Source organism: Kineococcus halophytocola, from assembly GCF_041276425.1.
Classification (GTDB): Bacteria; Actinomycetota; Actinomycetes; order Actinomycetales; family Kineococcaceae; genus Kineococcus; species Kineococcus halophytocola.
Genome location: NZ_JBGFTU010000003.1, coordinates 70,739 through 90,249, shown reverse-complemented (window position 1 = coordinate 90,249; position 19,511 = coordinate 70,739). Strand labels below are relative to the sequence as shown.

17 protein-coding genes are annotated in these 19,511 nt (G+C 76.2%); 12 read left to right on the top strand and 5 right to left on the bottom strand.

What is annotated here, in order from left to right:
• Positions 1-112: 112 nt before the first annotated feature.
• From hflX to AB2L27_RS03365, 3 genes are all read left to right on the top strand, one after another.
• The gene (gene hflX, locus AB2L27_RS03375) at positions 113-1,708 is read left to right on the top strand and encodes a GTPase HflX (RefSeq protein ID WP_370440057.1); all 1,596 of its coding nucleotides are present in this window, start codon (positions 113-115) and stop codon (positions 1,706-1,708) included.
• Positions 1,709-1,947: 239 nt separating this feature from the next.
• Entirely contained in the window at positions 1,948-3,948 is a 2,001-nt protein-coding gene (locus tag AB2L27_RS03370) for an ATP-dependent DNA helicase (RefSeq protein ID WP_370440190.1), read from the top strand.
• Between the two features lie 52 nt (positions 3,949-4,000).
• Positions 4,001-4,666: an aspartate/glutamate racemase family protein gene (locus tag AB2L27_RS03365; protein ID WP_370440056.1), complete on the top strand. Its 666-nt coding sequence runs from the start codon at positions 4,001-4,003 to the stop codon at positions 4,664-4,666.
• A gap of 37 nt (positions 4,667-4,703) precedes the next feature.
• On the opposite strand, the gene lexA is transcribed toward AB2L27_RS03365, so the two are convergent.
• Entirely contained in the window at positions 4,704-5,447 is a 744-nt protein-coding gene (gene lexA / locus AB2L27_RS03360) for a transcriptional repressor LexA (RefSeq protein WP_370440055.1), read from the bottom strand.
• A 289-nt stretch (positions 5,448-5,736) separates the two neighbouring features.
• Between lexA and AB2L27_RS03355 the strand changes: the two genes are divergently transcribed.
• From AB2L27_RS03355 to AB2L27_RS03345, 3 genes are all read left to right on the top strand, one after another.
• On the top strand, positions 5,737-6,168 hold the full coding sequence (locus AB2L27_RS03355; RefSeq protein ID WP_370440054.1) for a LysM peptidoglycan-binding domain-containing protein: 432 nt from the start codon (positions 5,737-5,739) through the stop codon (positions 6,166-6,168).
• A 103-nt stretch (positions 6,169-6,271) separates the two neighbouring features.
• Entirely contained in the window at positions 6,272-6,775 is a 504-nt protein-coding gene (nrdR, locus tag AB2L27_RS03350; RefSeq protein ID WP_370440189.1) for a transcriptional regulator NrdR, read from the top strand.
• 43 nt (positions 6,776-6,818) lie between these two features.
• Complete coding sequence (locus AB2L27_RS03345) at positions 6,819-7,724, top strand: proteasome assembly chaperone family protein (RefSeq protein ID WP_370440053.1); 906 nt, start codon at positions 6,819-6,821, stop codon at positions 7,722-7,724.
• A gap of 25 nt (positions 7,725-7,749) precedes the next feature.
• Here the strand turns inward: AB2L27_RS03345 and AB2L27_RS03340 are convergent, their stop codons facing one another.
• On the bottom strand, positions 7,750-8,205 hold the full coding sequence (locus AB2L27_RS03340) for a pilus assembly protein CpaE (RefSeq protein ID WP_370440052.1): 456 nt from the start codon (positions 8,203-8,205) through the stop codon (positions 7,750-7,752).
• Between the two features lie 71 nt (positions 8,206-8,276).
• Between AB2L27_RS03340 and AB2L27_RS03335 the strand changes: the two genes are divergently transcribed.
• Positions 8,277-8,627, top strand: coding sequence for a TraR/DksA family transcriptional regulator (locus AB2L27_RS03335; protein WP_370440051.1), 351 nt, complete (start codon positions 8,277-8,279; stop codon positions 8,625-8,627).
• Positions 8,628-8,715: 88 nt separating this feature from the next.
• Positions 8,716-9,405 carry an SDR family oxidoreductase gene (locus AB2L27_RS03330; RefSeq protein WP_370440050.1) on the top strand — a complete coding sequence of 230 codons (690 nt, stop codon included), beginning with the start codon at positions 8,716-8,718 and terminating at the stop codon, positions 9,403-9,405.
• Between the two features lie 24 nt (positions 9,406-9,429).
• On the opposite strand, the gene AB2L27_RS03325 is transcribed toward AB2L27_RS03330, so the two are convergent.
• A complete protein-coding gene (locus AB2L27_RS03325) occupies positions 9,430-11,166 on the bottom strand; it encodes a hypothetical protein (protein ID WP_370440049.1) in 1,737 nt (578 codons plus the stop codon).
• Between the two features lie 370 nt (positions 11,167-11,536).
• Between AB2L27_RS03325 and serA the strand changes: the two genes are divergently transcribed.
• Both serA and AB2L27_RS03315 read left to right on the top strand, forming a co-directional pair.
• Entirely contained in the window at positions 11,537-12,766 is a 1,230-nt protein-coding gene (serA, locus tag AB2L27_RS03320) for a phosphoglycerate dehydrogenase (RefSeq protein WP_370440048.1), read from the top strand.
• 2 nt (positions 12,767-12,768) lie between these two features.
• A complete protein-coding gene (locus AB2L27_RS03315) occupies positions 12,769-13,290 on the top strand; it encodes a metallophosphoesterase family protein (protein WP_370440047.1) in 522 nt (173 codons plus the stop codon).
• Here AB2L27_RS03315 and AB2L27_RS03310 read toward each other — a convergent pair.
• Together AB2L27_RS03310 and AB2L27_RS03305 are read right to left on the bottom strand one after the other, a co-directional pair.
• Positions 13,281-13,490, bottom strand: a complete 210-nt coding sequence (locus tag AB2L27_RS03310) for a hypothetical protein (RefSeq protein ID WP_370440046.1) — start codon at positions 13,488-13,490, stop codon at positions 13,281-13,283. The two genes, AB2L27_RS03315 and AB2L27_RS03310, sit on opposite strands and share 10 nt — an antisense overlap.
• Before the next feature lie 81 nt (positions 13,491-13,571).
• Complete coding sequence (locus AB2L27_RS03305) at positions 13,572-14,621, bottom strand: MsnO8 family LLM class oxidoreductase (protein ID WP_370440045.1); 1,050 nt, start codon at positions 14,619-14,621, stop codon at positions 13,572-13,574.
• A gap of 6 nt (positions 14,622-14,627) precedes the next feature.
• On the opposite strand from AB2L27_RS03305, the gene AB2L27_RS03300 reads away from it, so the two are divergent.
• Together AB2L27_RS03300 and AB2L27_RS03295 are read left to right on the top strand one after the other, a co-directional pair.
• Entirely contained in the window at positions 14,628-18,401 is a 3,774-nt protein-coding gene (locus AB2L27_RS03300) for an ABC transporter ATP-binding protein (protein WP_370440044.1), read from the top strand.
• 63 nt (positions 18,402-18,464) lie between these two features.
• Positions 18,465-19,457 carry a YihY/virulence factor BrkB family protein gene (locus AB2L27_RS03295; RefSeq protein WP_370440043.1) on the top strand — a complete coding sequence of 331 codons (993 nt, stop codon included), beginning with the start codon at positions 18,465-18,467 and terminating at the stop codon, positions 19,455-19,457.
• The last annotated feature ends 54 nt before the right edge of the window (positions 19,458-19,511 follow it).

The following is a 19,511-nucleotide window of genomic DNA, read 5'->3' as shown; positions in this document are numbered from 1 at the left end:
CCGAGCGGGGCACGAGCGGGACACGACGACGAAATACCGGTGCCCTTCCGGTCGTTGACTGAGACGCTGGGTGCACCACTCAGGAGCACCGGCAGACCGACCGAGGAGGTCCATGAACCAGCGCCACGTCTCCGCGACGGAGCAGTCGACGGAACCCACGACGGGCCCCACCCACGACGAACGCGCCACCGAGCGCGACCAGGAGTTCGACCGGGCCATCGCCCGCATCCTGCGCGGTCACGGGGACTCGCGGGACGGGGTGGCGCAGGAGGCGTCCGACGACGGCGACGCGCACACCGACGGTCACACCGCGTGGGACGGCGACCAGCTCGACCTCGCCGACCGCCGCGCCCTGCGCCGCGCGGCGGGCCTGTCCACCGAGCTGTCCGACGTCACCGAGGTCGAGTACCGCCAGCTGCGGCTGGAACGGGTCGTGCTGGCCGGGGTGTGGTCCAGCGCCGACTCCAACCGGGCCGAGGCGGAGGTCTCCCTCCAGGAGCTGTCCGCCCTCGCCGCGACGGCCGGCTCGGACGTCCTCGCCGGTGTCCTGCAGCGCCGATCCACCCCCGATGTCGCGACCTACCTCGGCTCCGGCAAGGCGGAGGCGCTCGCCGAGCTCGTCGCCGCCGAGGGCGCCGACACCGTGGTCTGCGACGGGGAGCTGTCGGCCTCCCAGCGCCGCGGCCTGGAGGACATCGTCAAGGTGAAGGTCGTCGACCGGACGGCCGTCATCCTCGACATCTTCGCCCAGCACGCCAAGAGCCGGGAGGGCAAGGCCCAGGTCGAGCTCGCCCAGCTGGAGTACCTGCTCCCGCGCCTGCGCGGGTGGGGTGAGTCGATGTCCCGCCAGGCCGGTGGCCGGGTCGCCGGCGGTGCCGGGATCGGCTCGCGCGGTCCCGGTGAGACGAAGATCGAGCTGGACCGCCGCCGCATCCGCGGCCGGATGGCCAAGCTGCGCCGGGAGATCAAGGGCATGGGCACCGCCCGCGTCGAGAAGCGCTCGCTGCGGCACGCCCGCGCCGTGCCGTCGGTGTCCATCGCCGGGTACACCAACGCCGGAAAGAGCTCGCTGCTCAACCGCCTCACCGGGGCCGGGGTGCTCGTCGAGAACGCCCTGTTCGCGACGCTGGACCCCACGGTCCGGCGCGCGCAGACCCCTGAGGGACGGCCCTACACGCTGGCCGACACCGTCGGGTTCGTCCGCTCGCTGCCGCACCAGCTCGTCGAGGCGTTCCGCTCCACGCTGGAGGAGGTCGCCGAGTCCGACCTGGTCCTGCACGTGGTCGACGGGTCCCACCCCGACCCCGAGGGTCAGCTCGCGGCCGTCCGCGGTGTGCTGGCGGATCTGTACGCCGAGCGCGGGGCGAGCCCCGTCGCCGAGCTCGTGGCCGTCAACAAGGCCGACGTGGCCGACCCGGAGGTCCTGGACCGGCTGCTGCGCCGGGAGAAGAACGCCGTCGCGGTCTCGGCGCGCACCGGGGCCGGGATCGAGGAGCTGCTGGCGCGCATCGCCGAGCAGCTGCCCGTGCCCGACGTCGAGCTGGAGGTGTGCGTGCCCTACGACCGGGGTGACCTGGTCCACCGGGTCCACACCACCGGGCAGGTCCTCGACGAGGAGCACACCGCCGACGGCACCCGGTTGCTGGCGCGCGTCCGCCCGCGCCTGGCGGCCGAGCTGGAGCGGTACCGGATGACCCGGACCGCCTGAGCACCGCCTGAGCACCGCCGTCCCCCCGCACGGTCGACGCCGTCCCCACTGCGGTGGGGGCGGCGTCGTGCTGTGGACGGGTGGTCGGCCGTGTCGGAGCCGCGGGGGAGGATGGCCCGGTGAGCACGACAGCCGGACCCCCCACCCCCGTCGTCGACGTCCAGGACCAGCCGGGGGACCAGCCGGGGGACCAGCCGGGGGACCAGCCGGGGGACCAGCCGGGGGACCAGCTCGGGGACGTGGACGGGCCCGAGGCCGCGGCGCTGCTGGACCAGGTCGTCGCCGTCCTCGGGGGGCAGCGGCGCGAGGGTCAGGTGCGGATGGCGCAGGCCGTCACCGACGCGATCCGCGCCCGGCGGCACCTGCTCGTGCAGGCCGGCACCGGGACGGGCAAGTCGATGGCCTACCTCGTGCCCGCCGTCGCCCACGCCGTGCACACCGACCGCCGCGTCGTGGTCACCACGGCCACGCTCGCCCTGCAGGCCCAGGTCGTCGAGCGGGACCTGCCGCGGCTGGCCCAGGCCATCGCCCCGGCCCTGCACCGCGAACCGACGTGGGAACTGCTCAAGGGCCGGGCCAACTACCTGTGCCGCAACAAGCTCGACGGCGGGTTCCCCAGCGACGAGGGCGCGCTGTTCGACGTCGCCGCGCCCACCGGCGAGGGCGCGGGGGACACCGGCCGCCTCGGGCGCGAGGTGGTCCGGCTGCGCGAGTGGGCGGCCACGACGAGCACCGGCGACCGCGACGACCTCGACCCCGGCGTCAGCGACCGCGCCTGGCGGCAGGTCTCGGTCTCGGCCCGGGAGTGCCTGGGCGCCCAGCGCTGCCCGGTGGCCGCGGAGTGCTTCTCCGAGCAGGTGCGCGCCCGCGCCCGCCAGGTCGACGTCGTCGTCACCAACCACGCCATGACCGCCATCGACGCGATGGAGAACAGCGGCCTGCTGCTGCCCGAGCACGATGTCCTCGTCGTCGACGAGGCCCACGAGCTCGCCGACCGCGTCACGGCCGTCGCGACCGCCGAGCTGTCCGCCGCGGTCCTGCACGCCGCCTCCCGCCGGTTGCGGCGCAGCGCCGGGATCGTCTCCGAGGCCCTGGACGACGCCTCCGTGGCCCTGGAGGCCGCGCTCGAGCAGGCCCCGCCCGGGCGCCTGGACCGGTGGCCGGACGCCCTGGCCGAGGCCGTCGTCGCCGTCCGCGACGCCGCCCGCCAGGGGCTGACCGACCTCAAGGACGCCTCGGAGGGCGCCGGCAAGGAGGAGGACCCGGAGTCGCGCGGAGCCCGCCACCTGGCGCGCGCCTCGGTCCAGGAGGTCTTCTCCGTGGCCGAGCGGCTGGCCGCCGACGTGGGCCGGGGGGCCCGGGACAGCTTCGACGTGGCCTGGGTGACCGCCGGCTACGGCCCGGCCTCGCGCGCCCCCTCCCTGCACATCGCCCCGCTGTCCGTCGCCGGCCTGCTGCGCGAGCGGCTGTTCACCGAGCGGACCGTGGTCGCGACGTCGGCCACCCTCACCCTCGGGGGGTCCTTCGACCCCGTCGCGGGCGCCTTCGGCCTCAGGGGGCAGAAGGGCTCGGCCACCGGGTGGACCGGTCTCGACGTGGGCAGCCCCTTCGACTACCCCCGGCAGGGGATCCTCTACGTCGCCCGCCACCTGCCCCCGCCGGGGCGCGCGGGCGCCGGGGAGGCGGCCCTGGACGAGCTGGCCGCGCTCGTGGAGGCCGCCGGCGGGCGCACCCTGGGGCTGTTCTCCTCCCGCCGGGCCGCCGAGGAGGCCGCGCAGGCGCTGCGCGAGCGGCTCGGCACGCCCGTGCTGTGCCAGGGGGAGGACCGGCTGCCCAAGCTGGTGCGGGACTTCACCGAGGACCCCGCCACGTCCCTGTTCGGCACCCTGTCGCTGTGGCAGGGCGTGGACGTGCCGGGGGACAGCTGCTCCCTGGTCGTCGTCGACCGCATCCCCTTCCCGCGCCCGGACGACCCGCTGATGTCGGCCCGGTCGCGGGCCGTGGACGCCGCGGGGGGCAACGGGTTCCTCACGGTCTCGGTCTCGCACGCCGCCGTGCGGCTCGCCCAGGGCGCGGGCCGGCTCATCCGGGCCGCGGGGGACAAGGGTGTCGTGGCGGTGCTCGACTCCCGGCTGGCCACGGCCCGCTACGGCGGCTTCCTGCGGGAGTCCCTGCCCGACTTCTGGTCCACGACGTCCACGGACACCGTCCTGGCCGCCCTGCGGAGGCTGAGCGGGTGAGGGACCCGCGTTCTCTGGCGCCGGGGCGGGCACGTCGTGGCATGCTCGGTGCGTGGCCACCGTCGGCTTCTTCCACTCCGCGCACGCGCACGTGCGCACGTTCAGTGATCTCCTGACCGAGCGCGACGACACCGTTGCCGGGCGTCACCTGGTCGACACCGGTCTGCTGACCGCGGCCCGCACGGGCGGACCCGACAGCGTCCGCCCGGCGCTCGCGGACCGGCTGCGCCGGCTCGTGGCCGAGGGCGCCGACGTCGTCGTCTGCACCTGCTCGACCCTGGGCCCCACGGCCAAGCAGGTCGGTGCCGGGATGGGGCTGCGGGTCGTGCGCGTCGACCGCCCGATGGCCGAGGCCGCCGTGCTCGCCGGGCGGCGGGTGGCGGTGGTGGCCTCCCTCGACGAGGCCGCGGCCACCCTGATGCCGCTGCTGCACGAGTGCGCCGACAGCACCGGGCGGGCGGTGGAGTTCGTCGAGGTCCGGTGCACCGACACCTGGGCGGCCTTCGAGGACGGCGACCTGCTGACGTACACCACGGGGGTGGCCGAGGCGGTGCGCCGGGCGGTGCTGTCGCTGGACCCGCCCGTGGACGTCGTCGTGCTGGCCCAGGCGAGCATGGTCGACGCGGCGCCGTTGCTGCGCGACCTGCACGTGCCGGTGCTCACCTCGCCCCGGCTGGCGATCGAGGCCGCGGTCGAGCTGGTGCAGCCCGTCCGCTGACCCGTCTGCGCCGACCCCTCACCGGGGGTGCGTGCGGTCAGAGGCTGCGCAGGACCGCGGTGACCTTGCCGAGGATCGTGGCCTCGTCGCCGTCGATGGGGTCGAACAGCGGGTTGCGGGGCAGCAGCTTGACGTGGCCGTCCTTGCGCTGCAGCACCTTCACCGTCGCCTCGCCGTCGATCATGGCGGCCACGACGTCCCCGTTCTCGGCCGTCGGCTGCTGGCGCACCACGACCCAGTCGCCGTCGCAGATGGCGGCGTCGATCATCGACTCGCCCACGACCCGCAGCATGAAGTGCTCCCCGGTCCCGATGAGCTGGGTGGGCAGCGGGAAGACCTCCTCGACGAGCTCCTCGGCCAGGATCGGCCCGCCGGCGGCGATGCGGCCGACGAGCGGGACGTAGGCCGGGGTGGGGCGGCCGTCGCCGGTCGTCGCGTCCAGACCGGAGATGAGGCCCCAGCCGAACTGCGGGGCGGGGGAGACGACCTCGAGGGTGCGGGGCCGGCGCGGGTCCTTGCGCAGGTACCCCATCTTCTCCAGCGTCTTCACCTGGTGCGCCACGCTGCTCGGGCTCGTCAGGCCGACGGCCTGGCCGATCTCACGCATGCTCGGCGGGTAGCCGCGCTGGTCGACGCAGTCCTTGATGGCGTGCAGCACGCGGCGCTGACGCGCGGTGAGCCCGTCGCGGACCACGGGGGCGTCGGGGAACTCGTGGACCGTCCCGAGGGTGCCGGGGTCCTCGCTCGCTGCGTCCGTCGTTCCGTCCAGCGCGTCGGCCACGTCCTTCTCCTGTCTGCCGTTCACCCGGATCGGGGAAGTCCTCCGGTGGCGGCCACGGTAGCCAGTGCACCCGGATCGATCAAACAGGTGTTCGAACCGGCGTGTCCTCGGCGGGCCCGGGGTGCGTCGTCGCAGGTGGCGGCGTGTGTCGGTGGCCGGTGGCACCGTCCGTCCCCGTCACCCCGCACCGCGGGGGTTGCGACCCGCTGTTCGAACGGTGGTAGAACAGACCCCGCCCGGTCGAACACCCGTTCGATCCGCGGCGCCACCGAGATGGAGGTCCACGTCCGTGAGCACCACCGCCCTCGCCCCGTCCACCCTCGTCCCGTCCCCCCTCACCCCGTCCCCCGCCCGCCGCTGCGCGCGGCGGGCCCGGCGGTGCACCCGTCCCGCCGCGCAGCGCCCGGCCCCTCGCCCCCTGCGCCTGACCCGCCGGGGTCGCCTGCTCATCACCTGCACCGCCGCCACGGCCCTGACCGGGGCGGTGGTCGCGGTCACGGGGACCTTCACCGGCGCCTCGGCCGGGGCCGACCGGGCGCCGGCGCCCATCGTCCTCACGGTCGCGCCGGGCCAGACGCTGTCGGCCATCGCCGCGCAGTGGGCGCCGCAGGAGGACTGGCGCGAGGTCGCCGGCGACATCGTCGAGCTCAACGGCCTGCCGTCCATGACCCTGCAGGCCGGTCAGCGCCTCACGATGCCCGGCCGGCCCGGCCGGCCCTGACCGTGGCGCCCACCCGCGGGGCCGTGTTGCTGCGGACACCCGTCGCGACGTACGGTCGAGGCTGGGCCACATGACTCGACCGGTCGCGGGGGAGGAAGTCTCGGTGCACTGCCCGTTCTGCCGGCACGAGGACTCGCGCGTCGTGGACTCCCGCACCACCGACGACGGCACCTCGATCCGCCGCCGGCGCCAGTGCCCGAACTGCTCCAAGCGGTTCACCACCGTCGAGACGGCGAGCCTGACCGTGCTCAAGCGCTCCGGTGCCCCCGAACCCTTCAGCCGCGCCAAGATCGCCTCCGGTGTGCGCAAGGCCTGCCAGGGCCGGCCCGTGAGCGAGGACGACATCGCGCTGCTGGCCCACCGCGTCGAGGAGGCCGTGCGGGCCCAGGGCGCTGCGGAGATCGACGCCCACCAGGTCGGCCTGGCCACCCTGCCGTTCCTGCAGGAGCTGGACGAGGTGGCCTACCTGCGCTTCGCCTCCGTCTACCAGGCCTTCGACTCCCTGGCCGACTTCGAGAAGGCCATCGACCGCCTGCGGGCCGAGCGCGAGGCCGGTCTCGGCGTCGTCGCCGCGGACCAGGGACGGCCGGTCCCCACCGGCGGCTGACCCTGCCCGCCGGGCCCGCCGCGGGCCCGGGGATGATGGAGGGATGCTGGATCCGGGCTCCCTCTACTCCTACGAGGGCGAACGCCCCGCCCTCACCGAACCCCCGCTGGTCGTCGCCCTGTCGGGTTTCGTCGACGCCGGTGCCGCGGTGCGGCAGACCGTGGAGCACCTGCTGGACGTGTGCCGGCACGAGGTGGTCGCCACCTTCGACGTCGACCAGCTCCACGACTACCGGGCCCGCCGCCCCACGATGACCTTCGGCGGGCAGGACTGGCTCGAGGTCGAGGAACCCCGCCTGCGCCTGCTGCGGGTGTTCGACGAGGAGGGGTCCTCGCTGCTCCTGCTGTCCGGTCCCGAGCCGGACGTGCAGTGGGAACGCTTCTGCGCGGCGGTGTGGCGCATCGTCGACGAGCTCGGCGTCGGTCTGGTGACCGTGGTGTCCGCGGCCCCCACCGCGGTCCCGCACACCCGCCCCTCCGGGGTCACCGCCGCCGCGAGCCGCCCGGAACTGCTGGAGGGCTACCGGACGTGGGACCTGCAGGCCCAGGTCCCCGGGCACGCCTCGGCGCTGCTGCACCTGCGCGGCTCCCAGGCCGGGCGGGACGTGCTCTCGGTGCTGGCGCACGTCCCGCACTACCTCGCCGGCAGCGACTACCCGGACGCCGCGGCCGTGCTGGTGCGGACCCTCTCGGGGGCGACGGGGGTGGCCGTGGACGTCCAGGCGCTGCAGGAGGCCGCCGCCACCACCCGCGTGGAGGTGGACCGCCAGGTGACCGAGTCCCCCGAGGCGGCCGCGGTGGTCACGGCCCTGGAGGAGCAGTACGACGCCTCCGGCGACGAGGGCCGCGGCACGGGCGCGGCCAGCGCCTACCTGCCCACCGGCGACGAGATCGCCGAGCAGTTCGAGCAGTTCCTGGCCAAGCGCGAGGAGGACCCCGGCCCGCAGTGAGCCCGGGCCGGGCGCGGGGCCGGTCTCAGGACCGGACGGTCGCCCCGCCCGTGCCGACGCTGCCGCCGGTGGCGCCGGAGAGGTGGTGCAGCAGGGCCCGGCCGTAGGCGTCGGCGGCGTCCCGGGCCTCGAAGGCGTCCGCGCCGTCCCCGTCCAGCAGCAGCACCCGGTGCAGCGCGCCGTCGGCGTCCTCGCGCCGTTCCAGGCGGGTGAAGCGGTCCCCCAGCAGTTCGCGGAGCTGGTGCTCGGCGGGCAGCCAGCACGCCTCCGGCTGGTCGACGGAGTCCAGGGCCCACTCGGTGGTCCCGTTGAAGCCGATGACCCGTCCGGTGGGGTGGTCGTGCACCTCGACCGTCATGTCCGAGAGCGTGAAGACGTCGGCGTCCATGTCGCGGTGGGGGATGACGAAGCGGTCCCCGGAACGGGGGTGCCACGCCAGGCCGGCGTCCTTGAGGCGCAGGGCGAGGTCGAGGGAGATCACCTCCTCAGCATGGACCCGCCGCACCCGGCTCGTCGTGCCGGAACGGCCCCGGCACGGTAGGAACGTCCACCATGGACGCCAGCTCTCTCGACCTCGACGCCGCCCGCGAGCGGCTCCTCACCATGCAGCACGACCTGCGGACCACGATCGACGACCTCGTCGCCCGGCTGGAGTCCGGCAGCACGCCGGACGCCGCCGAGGGCGGCCAGGACGCCGGGGACATGGGCGCCCACGAGCAGCAGGCCGCCGAGAACGAGGGCCTGCTGGAGGGCGCGCGCCGTCGGCTGGGCAGCGTGCAGGACGCGCTCCAGCGGATCGAGGACGGCACCTACGGCGTCTCGGTGGTCTCCGGCAAGCCCATCCCGCCGGAGCGGCTGGAGGCGCTGCCGGACGCGGCGACGCTGACCGGCGAGCAGCTCTGAGCCGACCCCGCAGGTCCCGGGGGCGGTGCCGCCGCCCGCGGGACCCGCGGGCGTGCGGGGTGGGCCCGGGCCTCCTACCGTGCACGTCGTGCGCATCGTCATCGCCGGAGGACACGGGAAGATCGCCCAGCTGCTGGGACGGCTGGCCGCCGACCGCGGGGACGAGGTGGTGGGCCTGGTCCGCAACCCCGACCACGTCGCCGACCTGGCCGCGATCGGCGTCACCGCCGTCGTGCGCGACCTGGAGTCGCTGGCCACGGCGCCGGACGGGGCCGAGCAGCTCGCCGCCGACCTGACCGGGGCCGACGCCGTCGTCTTCGCCGCCGGGGCGGGCCCGGGCAGCGGTCCCGAGCGCAAGGACACGGTCGACCGCGGGGCCGCGGTGCTGCTGGCGGACGCCGCCGAGCGGGCCGGGGTCGAGTCCTACCTGCTCGTGTCCTCGATCGGGGTGGACCGGGTCCGCGACGGGGCGAGCCCCGAGGGGGTCGAGGAGGTCTTCCTGGCCTACCTGCGCGCCAAGCTGGCCGCCGAGGAGGACCTGCTGGCCCGCCGGGGCCTGCGGGTCAGCGTGCTGCGACCGGCCGGCCTGCTCGACGAGCCCGGCACCGGCCGGGTGCGGCTGGACCCCGACGTCGACGGCGGCAGCGTCCCGCGGGCCGACGTCGCGGCCGTGGTCCTGGCGCTGGTGGACCGGCTCGTCTCCGGTGCGCCCCCGGCGCCGGTCCTGGGGCTGGCCTCCGGTGAGGTCGGCCTCGAGGAGGCCGTCGCCTCCGCCTGACGGGTCCCCGGTGTCCTGCGGGGGTCAGCCCAGCACGCGTCGGGCGTGGACCACGGCGAACACGGCGAGCGCCACGAGCGCGGTCCGCAGGGTCCACCCGGGCCTCGCGCGGTGAGCGCCGGTGGCCCGCGTATCCGCGCGCAGCCAGCGGCCGGGCACCCGGTCCAGGACCACGCCCAGGGCCGTGGCCAGCAGACCCCAGCCGGCGGCCAGGCCGAGCACGGCCGGCACCGTCAGCAGCAGGACGGAGAGGACCGGGCTCCCGACCCGCCCGGCCCCGAGGGTCACCGCGACGTGGACCAGCAGCCCGGCACCGGCCAGGGCGAGGACCTCGACGTCCTGCGGTGTCCGCCGCACCCGGGCCCGCAGCACCGTCAGCAGACCGGTGGCGCCCAGCGCGAGGAGCAGGACCGCCGTGGCCGCCGCCGGGCCCACCGGCGGGGTGGGTCCCCGTCCCAGGGCGGTCGCCGCCCACAGGGCCGCGGCGAACCCCAGGGCCAGCGGGAGGGTGAGGACCACCGCCTCCCGGGGGACGCGGGGCCGCAGCAGGAGCACGCCCAGCGCGGCCAGGCAGGCCTGCGCGGCGAAGACGCCGGCGCTGGGGGCCACGACCAGGGCACCGGTCCCCAGCGCCAGCACGAGCCCGCGCCGGCCGCGCAGGGCGTGGTCGCGGCCGCGGGGCACCGAACCGGTGGCGACCAGGAGCACGGCCGCGGTGAGGGCCAGGTCACCCGGCCCGCCGGGCGCGAGGGTGAGAGCGGCCAGGGCGAGGACGGCCACGACGACGGCGCGACGGCGCCCCACGACCCGTTCGGCGATGAGCCACGTCCCCGGGACGACGAGGGCGGTGACGGCCGGCAGCACGACCTCCTCCACCGTCGCGGGCGACAGCGACCACGCCCGGTCCAGGCCGGAGGTCCACGGACCCGCCGCCACCGTCCCGTCCGGCCCGCCCACCCCGGCCCACGGGGTGAGCACGGCGACGGCGACCGCGTGGACGGCGGCGGCGGTGCCCACCCGGTCCCGGCGCCCGCCCCGGCGCAGCGTCAGCCGCCCCAGCACGACGACGGCGCCCACGAGCACGGCCCCCCGCAGCCACCCGGGGGACTCGACCCGGCCCAGCGCGTCGAGCCAGGCCAGCCCCGGCAGCACGAGCAGCCCCAGCAGCGGGAGCCGTCCCCGCCACGACGGCCCCGCCCGGCCACCGGTGTGCCGGGCCGGGGTGCGCCGGGCCAGGGTGTGACGGGCGATCCCGGCCACGACGAGCAGCACCAGACCCGCAGCGGCGACGGCGGGTCCGTCGGGGCGCGCGCCGGTGACCTCGGCGAGGCGGAACAGGCCCGTCACGAGGACCAGACCGGTGGCCGCGGCGACGACCACCCGGACCAGGGGGTCGGGGAGCGCGACCCCGCTCAGGTGCAGCAGGGGTGACCCGAGGGTGACGACCGCGGCGCCGAGGACGAGCGCGGCCACCGGGGCGGGGAGGGGGACGCCGAGCAGGGGCGCGAGGGTGCCGGCGGCGGCCAGGACCGGCAGCACCGGACCCGCGCCGGGGGAGGTGGGCCGGCGCGGGGTGAGCCGGGCCCGGTGCCGGGGGGTGCGGTGCCGGGGGGTCCGGCGGTCGGCGGGGGTGCGGGCAACGTCGAGCCGGCCGGCTCGCGCGAGCACCGGTGCGTCCGGTCCGGGCCCGTGCGGGGTGGTGGGTGCGACCGGGCGCGGGACGGTCGTGGGGTCGCGGTGCAGGACGGGGAGGCGGTCCACCCGGCGCTCCTCTCCCTGGGGCGGGGGCGGGCCCCCGTCCGTCGCGCGACGGTAGGGAGCCCCGTCGGGACGCGGCAACGCCGAACCGGTGAGGCGCGCTCACCCTCGGTGACGAACATCGCCCGCCCTGCGCAACCGGGCACAGTGCCCCGTCCGCCGGATCGGCTCGCAGACCGTTTGTGGTGCAACCGAACACGTCACCTGCGGTGGTGCCGTGGTCGAGCCGCCGCGAACTCCACCCGAATGCCCGCGACCACCCGCGTGTGACGCACCGTGAAGCCTGCGCCGGGGATCGCCACACCGCGGACGGCGGGTCGGCCCCCGTGCGGGAGACTGGGGGCCCGACCGCACCCGCCGCTGGAGGAACCACGTGCCCGCCCCCGACCTCGCCCCGGCCCGCACCGGACGTGCGCTGCTGCTCGAGAACATCCACGCCGACGCCCGGGCCCTGCTGGCCGAGGCCGGCTGGCACGTCGAGAGCGCTCCCGGGGCGCTGGACGAGGCCGAACTGCTCGAACGCCTCGAGGGCGTCCAGCTGCTCGGCATCCGGTCCCAGACCCAGGTCACGGCCAAGGTGCTGGAGAACGCCCCGGACCTGCGGGCCGTCGGTGCCTTCTGCATCGGCACCAACCAGGTCGACCTGTTCGCCGCCGCGGCCCACGGCGTCGCCGTCTTCAACGCCCCCTACAGCAACACCCGCAGCGTCGTCGAGCTCGCCCTGGCCGAGATCATCGCGCTGACCCGCCGGCTGACGGTCAAGGACCGCGCCATGCACGAGGGCGTCTGGGACAAGTCCGCGACCGGCTCGCACGAGGTTCGCGGCCGCCGCCTGGGCATCATCGGCTACGGCAACATCGGCTCCCAGCTGTCCGTCGTGGCCGAGGCGCTGGGCATGAGCGTGTTCTTCTACGACCGCACCGACAAGCTGGCCCTGGGCAACGCGCGCCGCTGCGGCAGCCTGCACGAGGTCCTGGAGGTCGCCGACGTCGTCACGCTGCACGTCGACGGCCGCAGCAGCAACAGCGGGTTCTTCGGCGAGGAGGAGTTCGCCCGGATGCGGCCCGGGTCCATCTTCCTCAACCTCTCCCGGGGTTTCGTCGTCGACCACGTCGCGCTGCGCCAGCACATCGAGTCCGGCCACATCGCCGGTGCCGCCATCGACGTCTTCCCCACCGAGCCCAAGGGGTCCGGGCACGCCTTCGAGTCCGAGCTGCGCGGGTTGGCGAACGTCATCCTCACCCCCCACGTGGGCGGGTCCACCGAGGAGGCGCAGGAGGACATCGGCCGGTTCGTGGCCGCCAAGCTGCGCGACTACGCCCTGCACGGGGCGACGACGCTGTCGGTGAACCTGCCCACCCTGGGGGCCGAGGCCACGCCCGGGACGGTGCGCCTGGCCCACCTGCACCGCAACGTGCCCGGGGTGCTGGCCGCCATCAACTCCGTCCTGGCGCAGGCCGGGGTGAACATCGAGAGCCAGCAGCTGGCCACCCGCGGGGACCTGGGCTACGTCGTCACCGACATCGCCGCCCACGCCTCCGACGAGGTGGGGCGCCTGCTGCGCGAGCTGCCCGAGACCGTCCGGGTGCGTCAGCTCGGCTGACCGTGGCCCACGTCGTCGTCGTCTCCGACACCCACCTGCCGCGCCGGGCGAAGGACCTGCCCGCGCCGGTGTGGGCGGCGCTCGAGGCGGCCGACCTCGTCGTGCACGCCGGGGACTGGTGCGACGAGGCGACCGTCCTGGCCCTGCGGGCGCGCTCGGCCCGGCTCGTCGGCGTCGCGGGCAACAACGACGGCCCGGACGTGCGCGCCCACCTGCCGCGGACGGCGACGTTCACCCTCGGCGGCGTGCGCTTCGGCGTCGTCCACGAGACCGGGGCCAGGACCGGCCGCGAACGGCGGTGCGACGCCGACTGGGCGGAGGCGGTGGACGTGCTCCTGTTCGGGCACAGCCACATCCCGTGGGACAGCACGACCCCGCGGGGGCTGCGGCTGCTCAACCCCGGCTCACCCACCGACCGGCGCCGGCAGCCGACGGGGACCTGGCTGGAGCTCGACGTCGCCGGCGGCCGGCTCGGCGACGTCGTGCTGCACCGGGTGCCGGCGCCGGGGGCCCCTCAGAGGTAGATGTCCACGCGCCCGGCGGGGTGCAGCGCGTCGGGCGGCCCCGGTTCGACGGCCGCTGCGGTCGTGGGGCGGTGGATGACCATCGCCGGACCACGACGACGACGGCGCTCGCGGTCGCGGTCGGGGGTGGTCCCGGTGCGGGCGGGCGCAGGCGCGGGAACGGCCTGCGAGCCCCAGGTGGCGCTCTCGAGGCTCAGCATGCCCGTCCATCGGTTGTCACGGTGCGTAGCTGAGATGCCCGTCGTCGTTCACCCGTCCGGCCCAGCGGACGGTCCCCGGGCTCACGCCGCGGCGGCGAGCGCACCGGGCCAGGCCCCGGCCAGCAGGGCGTAGGAGGCGGCCCGTTCGGCCGGGTCGTGCACGGGGGTGACCACGAGCAGCTCGTCGGCCCCGGCCCGCCGGGCCAGCCGGGCCAGCCGCCCGGCCACGTCCTCGGCCGTCCCGGCCAGCAGGTGCTCCCCGAGCCGGCCCGCGGTGGTGCGCTCGGCCAGGGTCCAGCGGTGGGCGGCGGCCTCCTGCGGGGAGGGCAGCGGGGCCGCCGCGCCCAGCCGCCGCCGGACCGTGGCCAGGGTCGCGGCGTGGGCCAGGTCGGCTGCGCGCCCGGCGTCGGCGGCCACGACGGCGGCCACGGCCAGCACCGCGTGGGGCTCGGCGCGCGCCGGGGAGGGGACGAACGCCTCGCGGTAGGCGCGCAGCGGCACCTGCGGGTCCAGGGTGCCGAGGTGGCCGGCGTAGGCGTACCCGGTGCCCAGGGCGGCGGCGACCCGGGCCCCGTGGTCGCTGGACCCCAGGACCCACACCGGCGGCAGCGGCACCCCCGTGGGCATGGCCGTGATCCCCGCGAACGGGTGCCCGGGGGGCAGGCCCTCGACGTAGCCGCGCAGCTCGGCGTACTGCTCGGCGAAGTCCTCCGAGCCCAGGGCCTGCCGGGACCGGCGCAGCGCCAGCGCGGTGCGCCCGTCGGTGCCCGCTGCCCGGCCCAGCCCCAGGTCCACCCGCCCGGGGTGCAGCGCCTCCAGGGCCCGGAAGGTCTCGGCGACCTGCAGCGGGGAGTGGTTGGGCAGCATGACCCCACCGGCCCCCACGCGCAGCGTCGTCGTGGCCGCCGCCACGGTGGCCAGCAGCACCGCCGGGGCCGAGACCACGGCGGGGGAGGAGTGGTGCTCGGCGACCCAGTAGCGGTGGTAGCCGAGGCGTTCGGCGGTGCGGGCCAGCTCGACGCTCTCGCGCAGCGCCGCCGCGGGCGGGCGGCCGGAGACGACCGGGGACAGGTCCAGCACGGACAGCGGGACGCGGGGCGCGGCGGGGCCGGACGGCGGTGCGGGGCTCACGGGGGCATGTGTCGCAGCCCGGGGCTACCGTCGTCAACCGTGTCACCGCAGCGTTCCCGGGCCGGCGCACCCCCGGCCGGTCCGAGGGTCGATCCGACGGCCGACCGGGCGGCCGACTCCCGGGGGTGGCTGCGCCGGCTGGGCGGGTACTGCGCCCGGCACCCCCGCGACCTGGCCCTGTCCTTCGGGGCCGCCGTCGTCTCCTACGTGCTCACCGCCCTGGTCCCCCTCGTCGTGCGGCACGTCGTGGACGAGGTCATCGCCGGCGGTGGGTCGCTGTGGCCGTGGGCGGTGCTGCTGGTGGCCGCGGGGCTGCTCGTCTACGCCCTGGGGTTCGTCCGCCGCTACACCGCCGGCCGCCTCTCCCTGGACGTCCAGTACGACCTGCGCAACGACGTGCACGCCGCGGTGCAGCGCCTGGACGGCCGCCAGCTCGACGGCCTGTCCACCGGCCAGGTCGTGAGCCGCTCGATCAGCGACGTCCAGCTCGTGCAGGGCCTGCTGGCCTGGTTGCCGAACGTCACCGGCAACGCGGTCCTGTTCGTCGTGTCCCTGGTCGTCATGGCCGTCCTGTCGCCCCCGCTGACGCTGGTGGCGCTGGCCATCGGCCCGGCCCTGTTCTGGATCGCCTGGCGCAGCCGGCGGGACCTGTTCCCGGCCAACTCCGCCGCCCAGGCGCGCGCGGCCGAGGTCGCCGGCCGCGTGGAGGCGGCCGTCACCGGGGTCAGGGTCGTGAAGGGCTTCGGGCAGGAGGCCGCCGAGCTGACCCGCCTGGAGCGGGTCGCCGGGGACCTGTTCGCCGAGCGGATGCGGGTGGTGCGGTACAACGCCCGCTACGGCCCGGCGCTGCAGGCCGTCCCGGCCTTGGGCCAGGTCGGGGTGCTGCTGCTCGGCGGCTGGCTCGCCCTGACCGGTCAGCTCACCGTCGGCACCTTCCTGGCCTTCTCCACCTACCTGGGCAGCCTCGTGGCCCCCGTCCGCCAGCTCGCCGGTCTGCTGACGGTCGGTCAGCAGGCCCGCGCGGGGGTCGAGCGCGTGCTGCAGGTCGTGGACACCCGCCCCACCGTCCTGGCCCCGGACCGCTCCCCGGCCGCCCGGCTGCCGCAGGGCCCGCTGTCGGTGCGCCTGCGCGGGGTCGGCTTCGGGTACACCCCCGGGCGCCCCGTGCTGCGCGACGTCGACCTGGACGTCCCCGCCGGCGGCACGCTGGCCGTCGTCGGCACGGCCGGGTCGGGCAAGTCCACGCTCACGGGGCTGCTGGCCCGCTTCCACGACGTCGAGGCCGGCCGGGTGGAGGTCGGCGGGGTCGACGTGCGCGACCTGGACCCCGAGGAGCTGCGCCGCGCCGTGGGGATGGTCTTCGAGGAGACGTTCCTGTTCTCCGACACCGTGCGCGCCAACGTCGCCTACCCGGACCCGGACGCCGACGAGGACCGGCTGCGGGCCGCGCTGCGCACCGCCGCGGCCGACGGGTTCGTCCAGGCCCTGGACCACGGCTGGGACACCCGGGTGGGTGAGCAGGGCCTGACGCTGTCCGGTGGCCAGCGCCAGCGCCTCGGCCTGGCCCGCGCCCTGCTGGCCGCCCCGCGCGTGCTGGTGCTGGACGACGCCACCTCGGCCGTCGACCCGACCGTGGAGCAGCGCATCCTGTCGGCCCTGGCCACGCAGCGGCCCGCCGGGCAGACCGTGCTGCTCGTGGCGCACCGCCGCTCCACCCTGCGCCTGGCCGACCGGATCGTCGTGCTGGACGCGGGCCGGGTGGTCGACACCGGCACCGAGGAGGAGCTGCTCGCGCGCTGCGAGGTGTTCCGCCGGCTGTTCGACACCGGGCCCGGGCCGGGCCAGGACGAGCGGACCCCGACCCCCGCGGTGCCCGGGCCGCGCCGCGCCGACCACCCCGAGGCGTCCAGGGGGGCCGGGCGGCCGGCGGCGGCCGCCGCCGACGCCGGGCTGCCCGTCTCGGCCGACCTGGCGCGCCGCATCGAGGCCCTGCCCCCGGCCCTCGACGCGCCCGACGTCGACGTGGCCGCCGCGGAGCGGGAGGACCCGGGCTTCTCCCTGGGCCGGTTGCTGCGCCCGTTCCGGTGGGCGCTGGTGGCCGGGGTGCTGCTGGTCGCCGGGGACGCCGCGGCCCAGCTGGTGCTGCCCCAGCTCGTCCGCTCCGGCCTCGACGACGGCGTGGCGCGCCAGGACCTGGGCGCGCTGGTGGTGGCCTCGGCCGTCGCGGCGCTCGTCGTGGTCCTGGACTGGCTGATCACCCTCGGGCAGGGCCGGGTCACCGGGCGCACGGGGGAGCGGTTGCTGTTCACCCTGCGGCTGAAGACCTTCGCCCAGCTCCAGCGCCTCGGCCTGGACTACTACGAGCGCGAGCAGGCCGGGCGGATCATGACCCGGATGACGACCGACGTCGACGCCCTGTCGCAGTTCCTGCAGACCGGGCTCGCCCAGGCGCTGGTGAGCCTGCTGTCGCTGGTCGGCGTCTTCGTGGCCATGCTGCTGCTCGAACCGGACCTGGCCGTCGTCGTGCTGGCCGTCCTGCCCGTCCTCCTCGTCGCGACGCTGCTGTTCCGGGCCCGGTCCCGCCCGGCGTACACCGAGGCGCGCGAGCGCGTCAGCGCCGTCAACGTGCAGTTCCAGGAGTCGGTCGCCGGGGTCCGCGTGAGCCAGGCGTTCGTCCGGGGCGAGCAGGAGGTCGAGCGGTTCCGCGCCCGCGGCTGGGCCTACCGGACGACCCGGCTGCGCGCGCAGCGGTACATCGCGACGTACTTCCCGTTCGTGCAGTTCCTCAACGAGGCGACCGCGGCGCTCGTGCTCGTCACCGGCGCTGCCCTGGTCCGCGAGGGCCGGATCACCGTCGGGGTGCTCGTGGCGTTCCTGCTCTACGTCGACCTGTTCTTCACCCCCGTCCAGCAGTTGTCCCAGGTCTTCGACGGGTACCAGCAGGCCGCCGTCGGCCTGCGCCGGATCCGCGACCTGCTGCGCACGCCGACGACGGTCCCCGCCGCCGCCGCGCCCACCCCGGTGACCGGGCTGCGCGGGGACGTGCGGCTGGAGGGCGTCGGGTTCAGCTACCAGGGCGCGGCGAACCCGGCCCTGACGGGGCTGGACCTGCACGTGCGCGCCGGGGAGACCGTCGCCCTCGTGGGGGAGACGGGGGCGGGGAAGTCGACGGTGGTCAAGCTCGTGGCGCGCTTCTACGACCCCACCGCCGGCCGCGTCCTCCTCGACGGCGCCGACCTGCGCGGCCTGGACCTGGCGCAGTACCGGCAGCGGCTGGGGGTGGTGCCGCAGGAGGCGTACCTGTTCGACGGGACCGTCGAGCAGGCCATCGCCTACGCCCGCCCGGGGGCCGGCCCCGAGCAGGTGCGGGCGGCCGCCGCCGCGGTCGGGGCCGAGGCCGCCATCGCCGCGCTGCCCGGGGGGTACGGCTTCGTCGTGGGCGAGCGCGGGCGCAACCTGTCGACCGGTCAGCGGCAGCTCGTGGCGCTGGCCCGCGCCGAGCTCGTCGACCCCGACGTGCTGCTGCTGGACGAGGCGACGGCCGCGCTGGACCCCGCGGCCGAGGCCGCGATCGCCGCCGCCAGCGACGCCGCGGCCAGCCGGCGCACGACGATCGTGGTGGCGCACCGGTTGTCGACGGCGGCGCGGGCCGACCGGATCGTCGTCCTGGACCACGGCCGCGTCGTCGAGCAGGGCTCGCACGCCGAGCTGCTCGCCCGCGACGGGGCCTACGCCGCGTTGTGGGCCTCCTTCGTGGCCGGGCGCGCCTCCGCGGCCTGAGGCACCCGTCCCGCGTTCCGGGCCACCGTGCGGGAACGGCCGGATCGGAGGACGCTGTGCACCATGAGCAAGACGACTCAGCGAGACGACCTGTCCGTGCAGCACGGGGGGCACGTGGACCACGGGGAACGGGCCGACTCACCGCAGCAGATCCCGCCCAAGGGCTGGTTCGCCGTCACCAAGCGCGCGTGGGCCGAGGCCAAAGGCGACCAGGTGCCCCTGCTGGCGGCCGGGGTGGCGTTCAAGGCCTTCCTGGCGATCTTCCCCGCGCTGACCGCCGCGTTCCTCATCTGGGGGATCTTCGGCAACACCGACAACATCGCCGAGCAGATCAACGGCATCGAGGCGATCCCGGAGGCGGCACGGGACCTGGTCGTCGGTCAGGTCCAGCAGGTCTCCGACGGCAAGTCCACGGCCGGCATCACCGCGGTCGTGGCGATCCTGCTGGCCCTGTGGAGCGCCTCCAGCGGGGTGGAGAACCTCATGGCGGCCACGAACACCGCCTACGACGAGGAGGAGTCGCGCGGCTTCCTCAAGCGCAAGGGCACCGCCCTGGTGCTGACGATCGGCGCGATCGTCTTCATGCTGCTGGCCATCGCCTTCATCGGCGTGGTGCCCGTCCTGGCCGACGCCCTCGGCGTGGGGGCGGCCGTCAGCGTCCTCGTCGGCGTCCTGCGCTGGGTTCTGCTGCTGGGGCTGATCACCCTCGCCCTGGCCGTGGTCTACCGCCTGGCCCCCGACCGCGACGCGCCCCAGGTGAAGTGGGTGTCCGTCGGTGCCGGCGTCGCCACCGTGCTGTGGCTCGTCGTGTCGGCGGGTTTCTCGATCTACGTGACGGTGGCCGGGAACTCCTCCTACACGAAGAACTACGGCGCCATGGCCGGGGTCGTCATCCTGCTGATGTGGCTGTGGCTGACGAGCTACGCGATCCTGCTCGGCGCCGAGGTCAACGCCGAGTCCGAGAAGCAGACGGACAAGGACACCACGGTCGGGCCGACCGCCCCGATGGGCGAGCGCGAGGCCGTCGCCGCGGACGACAAGCCGCACGAACGCTGAGGTCGCCCGTCCGCCGTCCCGCCCGCCGCCCCGCCCGCCGCCCCGCGAGGAGGG

Coding starts and splice junctions, on each gene's coding strand:
- AB2L27_RS03295 (WP_370440043.1), top strand. CDS start 18,465: ATGAGCAAGACGACTCAGCGAGACGACCTGTCCGTGCAGCACGGGGGG.
- AB2L27_RS03300 (WP_370440044.1), top strand. CDS start 14,628: ATGTGTCGCAGCCCGGGGCTACCGTCGTCAACCGTGTCACCGCAGCGT.
- AB2L27_RS03310 (WP_370440046.1), bottom strand. CDS start 13,490: ATGCTGAGCCTCGAGAGCGCCACCTGGGGCTCGCAGGCCGTTCCCGCG.
- hflX (WP_370440057.1), top strand. CDS start 113: ATGAACCAGCGCCACGTCTCCGCGACGGAGCAGTCGACGGAACCCACG.
- AB2L27_RS03345 (WP_370440053.1), top strand. CDS start 6,819: ATGCTGGATCCGGGCTCCCTCTACTCCTACGAGGGCGAACGCCCCGCC.
- AB2L27_RS03335 (WP_370440051.1), top strand. CDS start 8,277: ATGGACGCCAGCTCTCTCGACCTCGACGCCGCCCGCGAGCGGCTCCTC.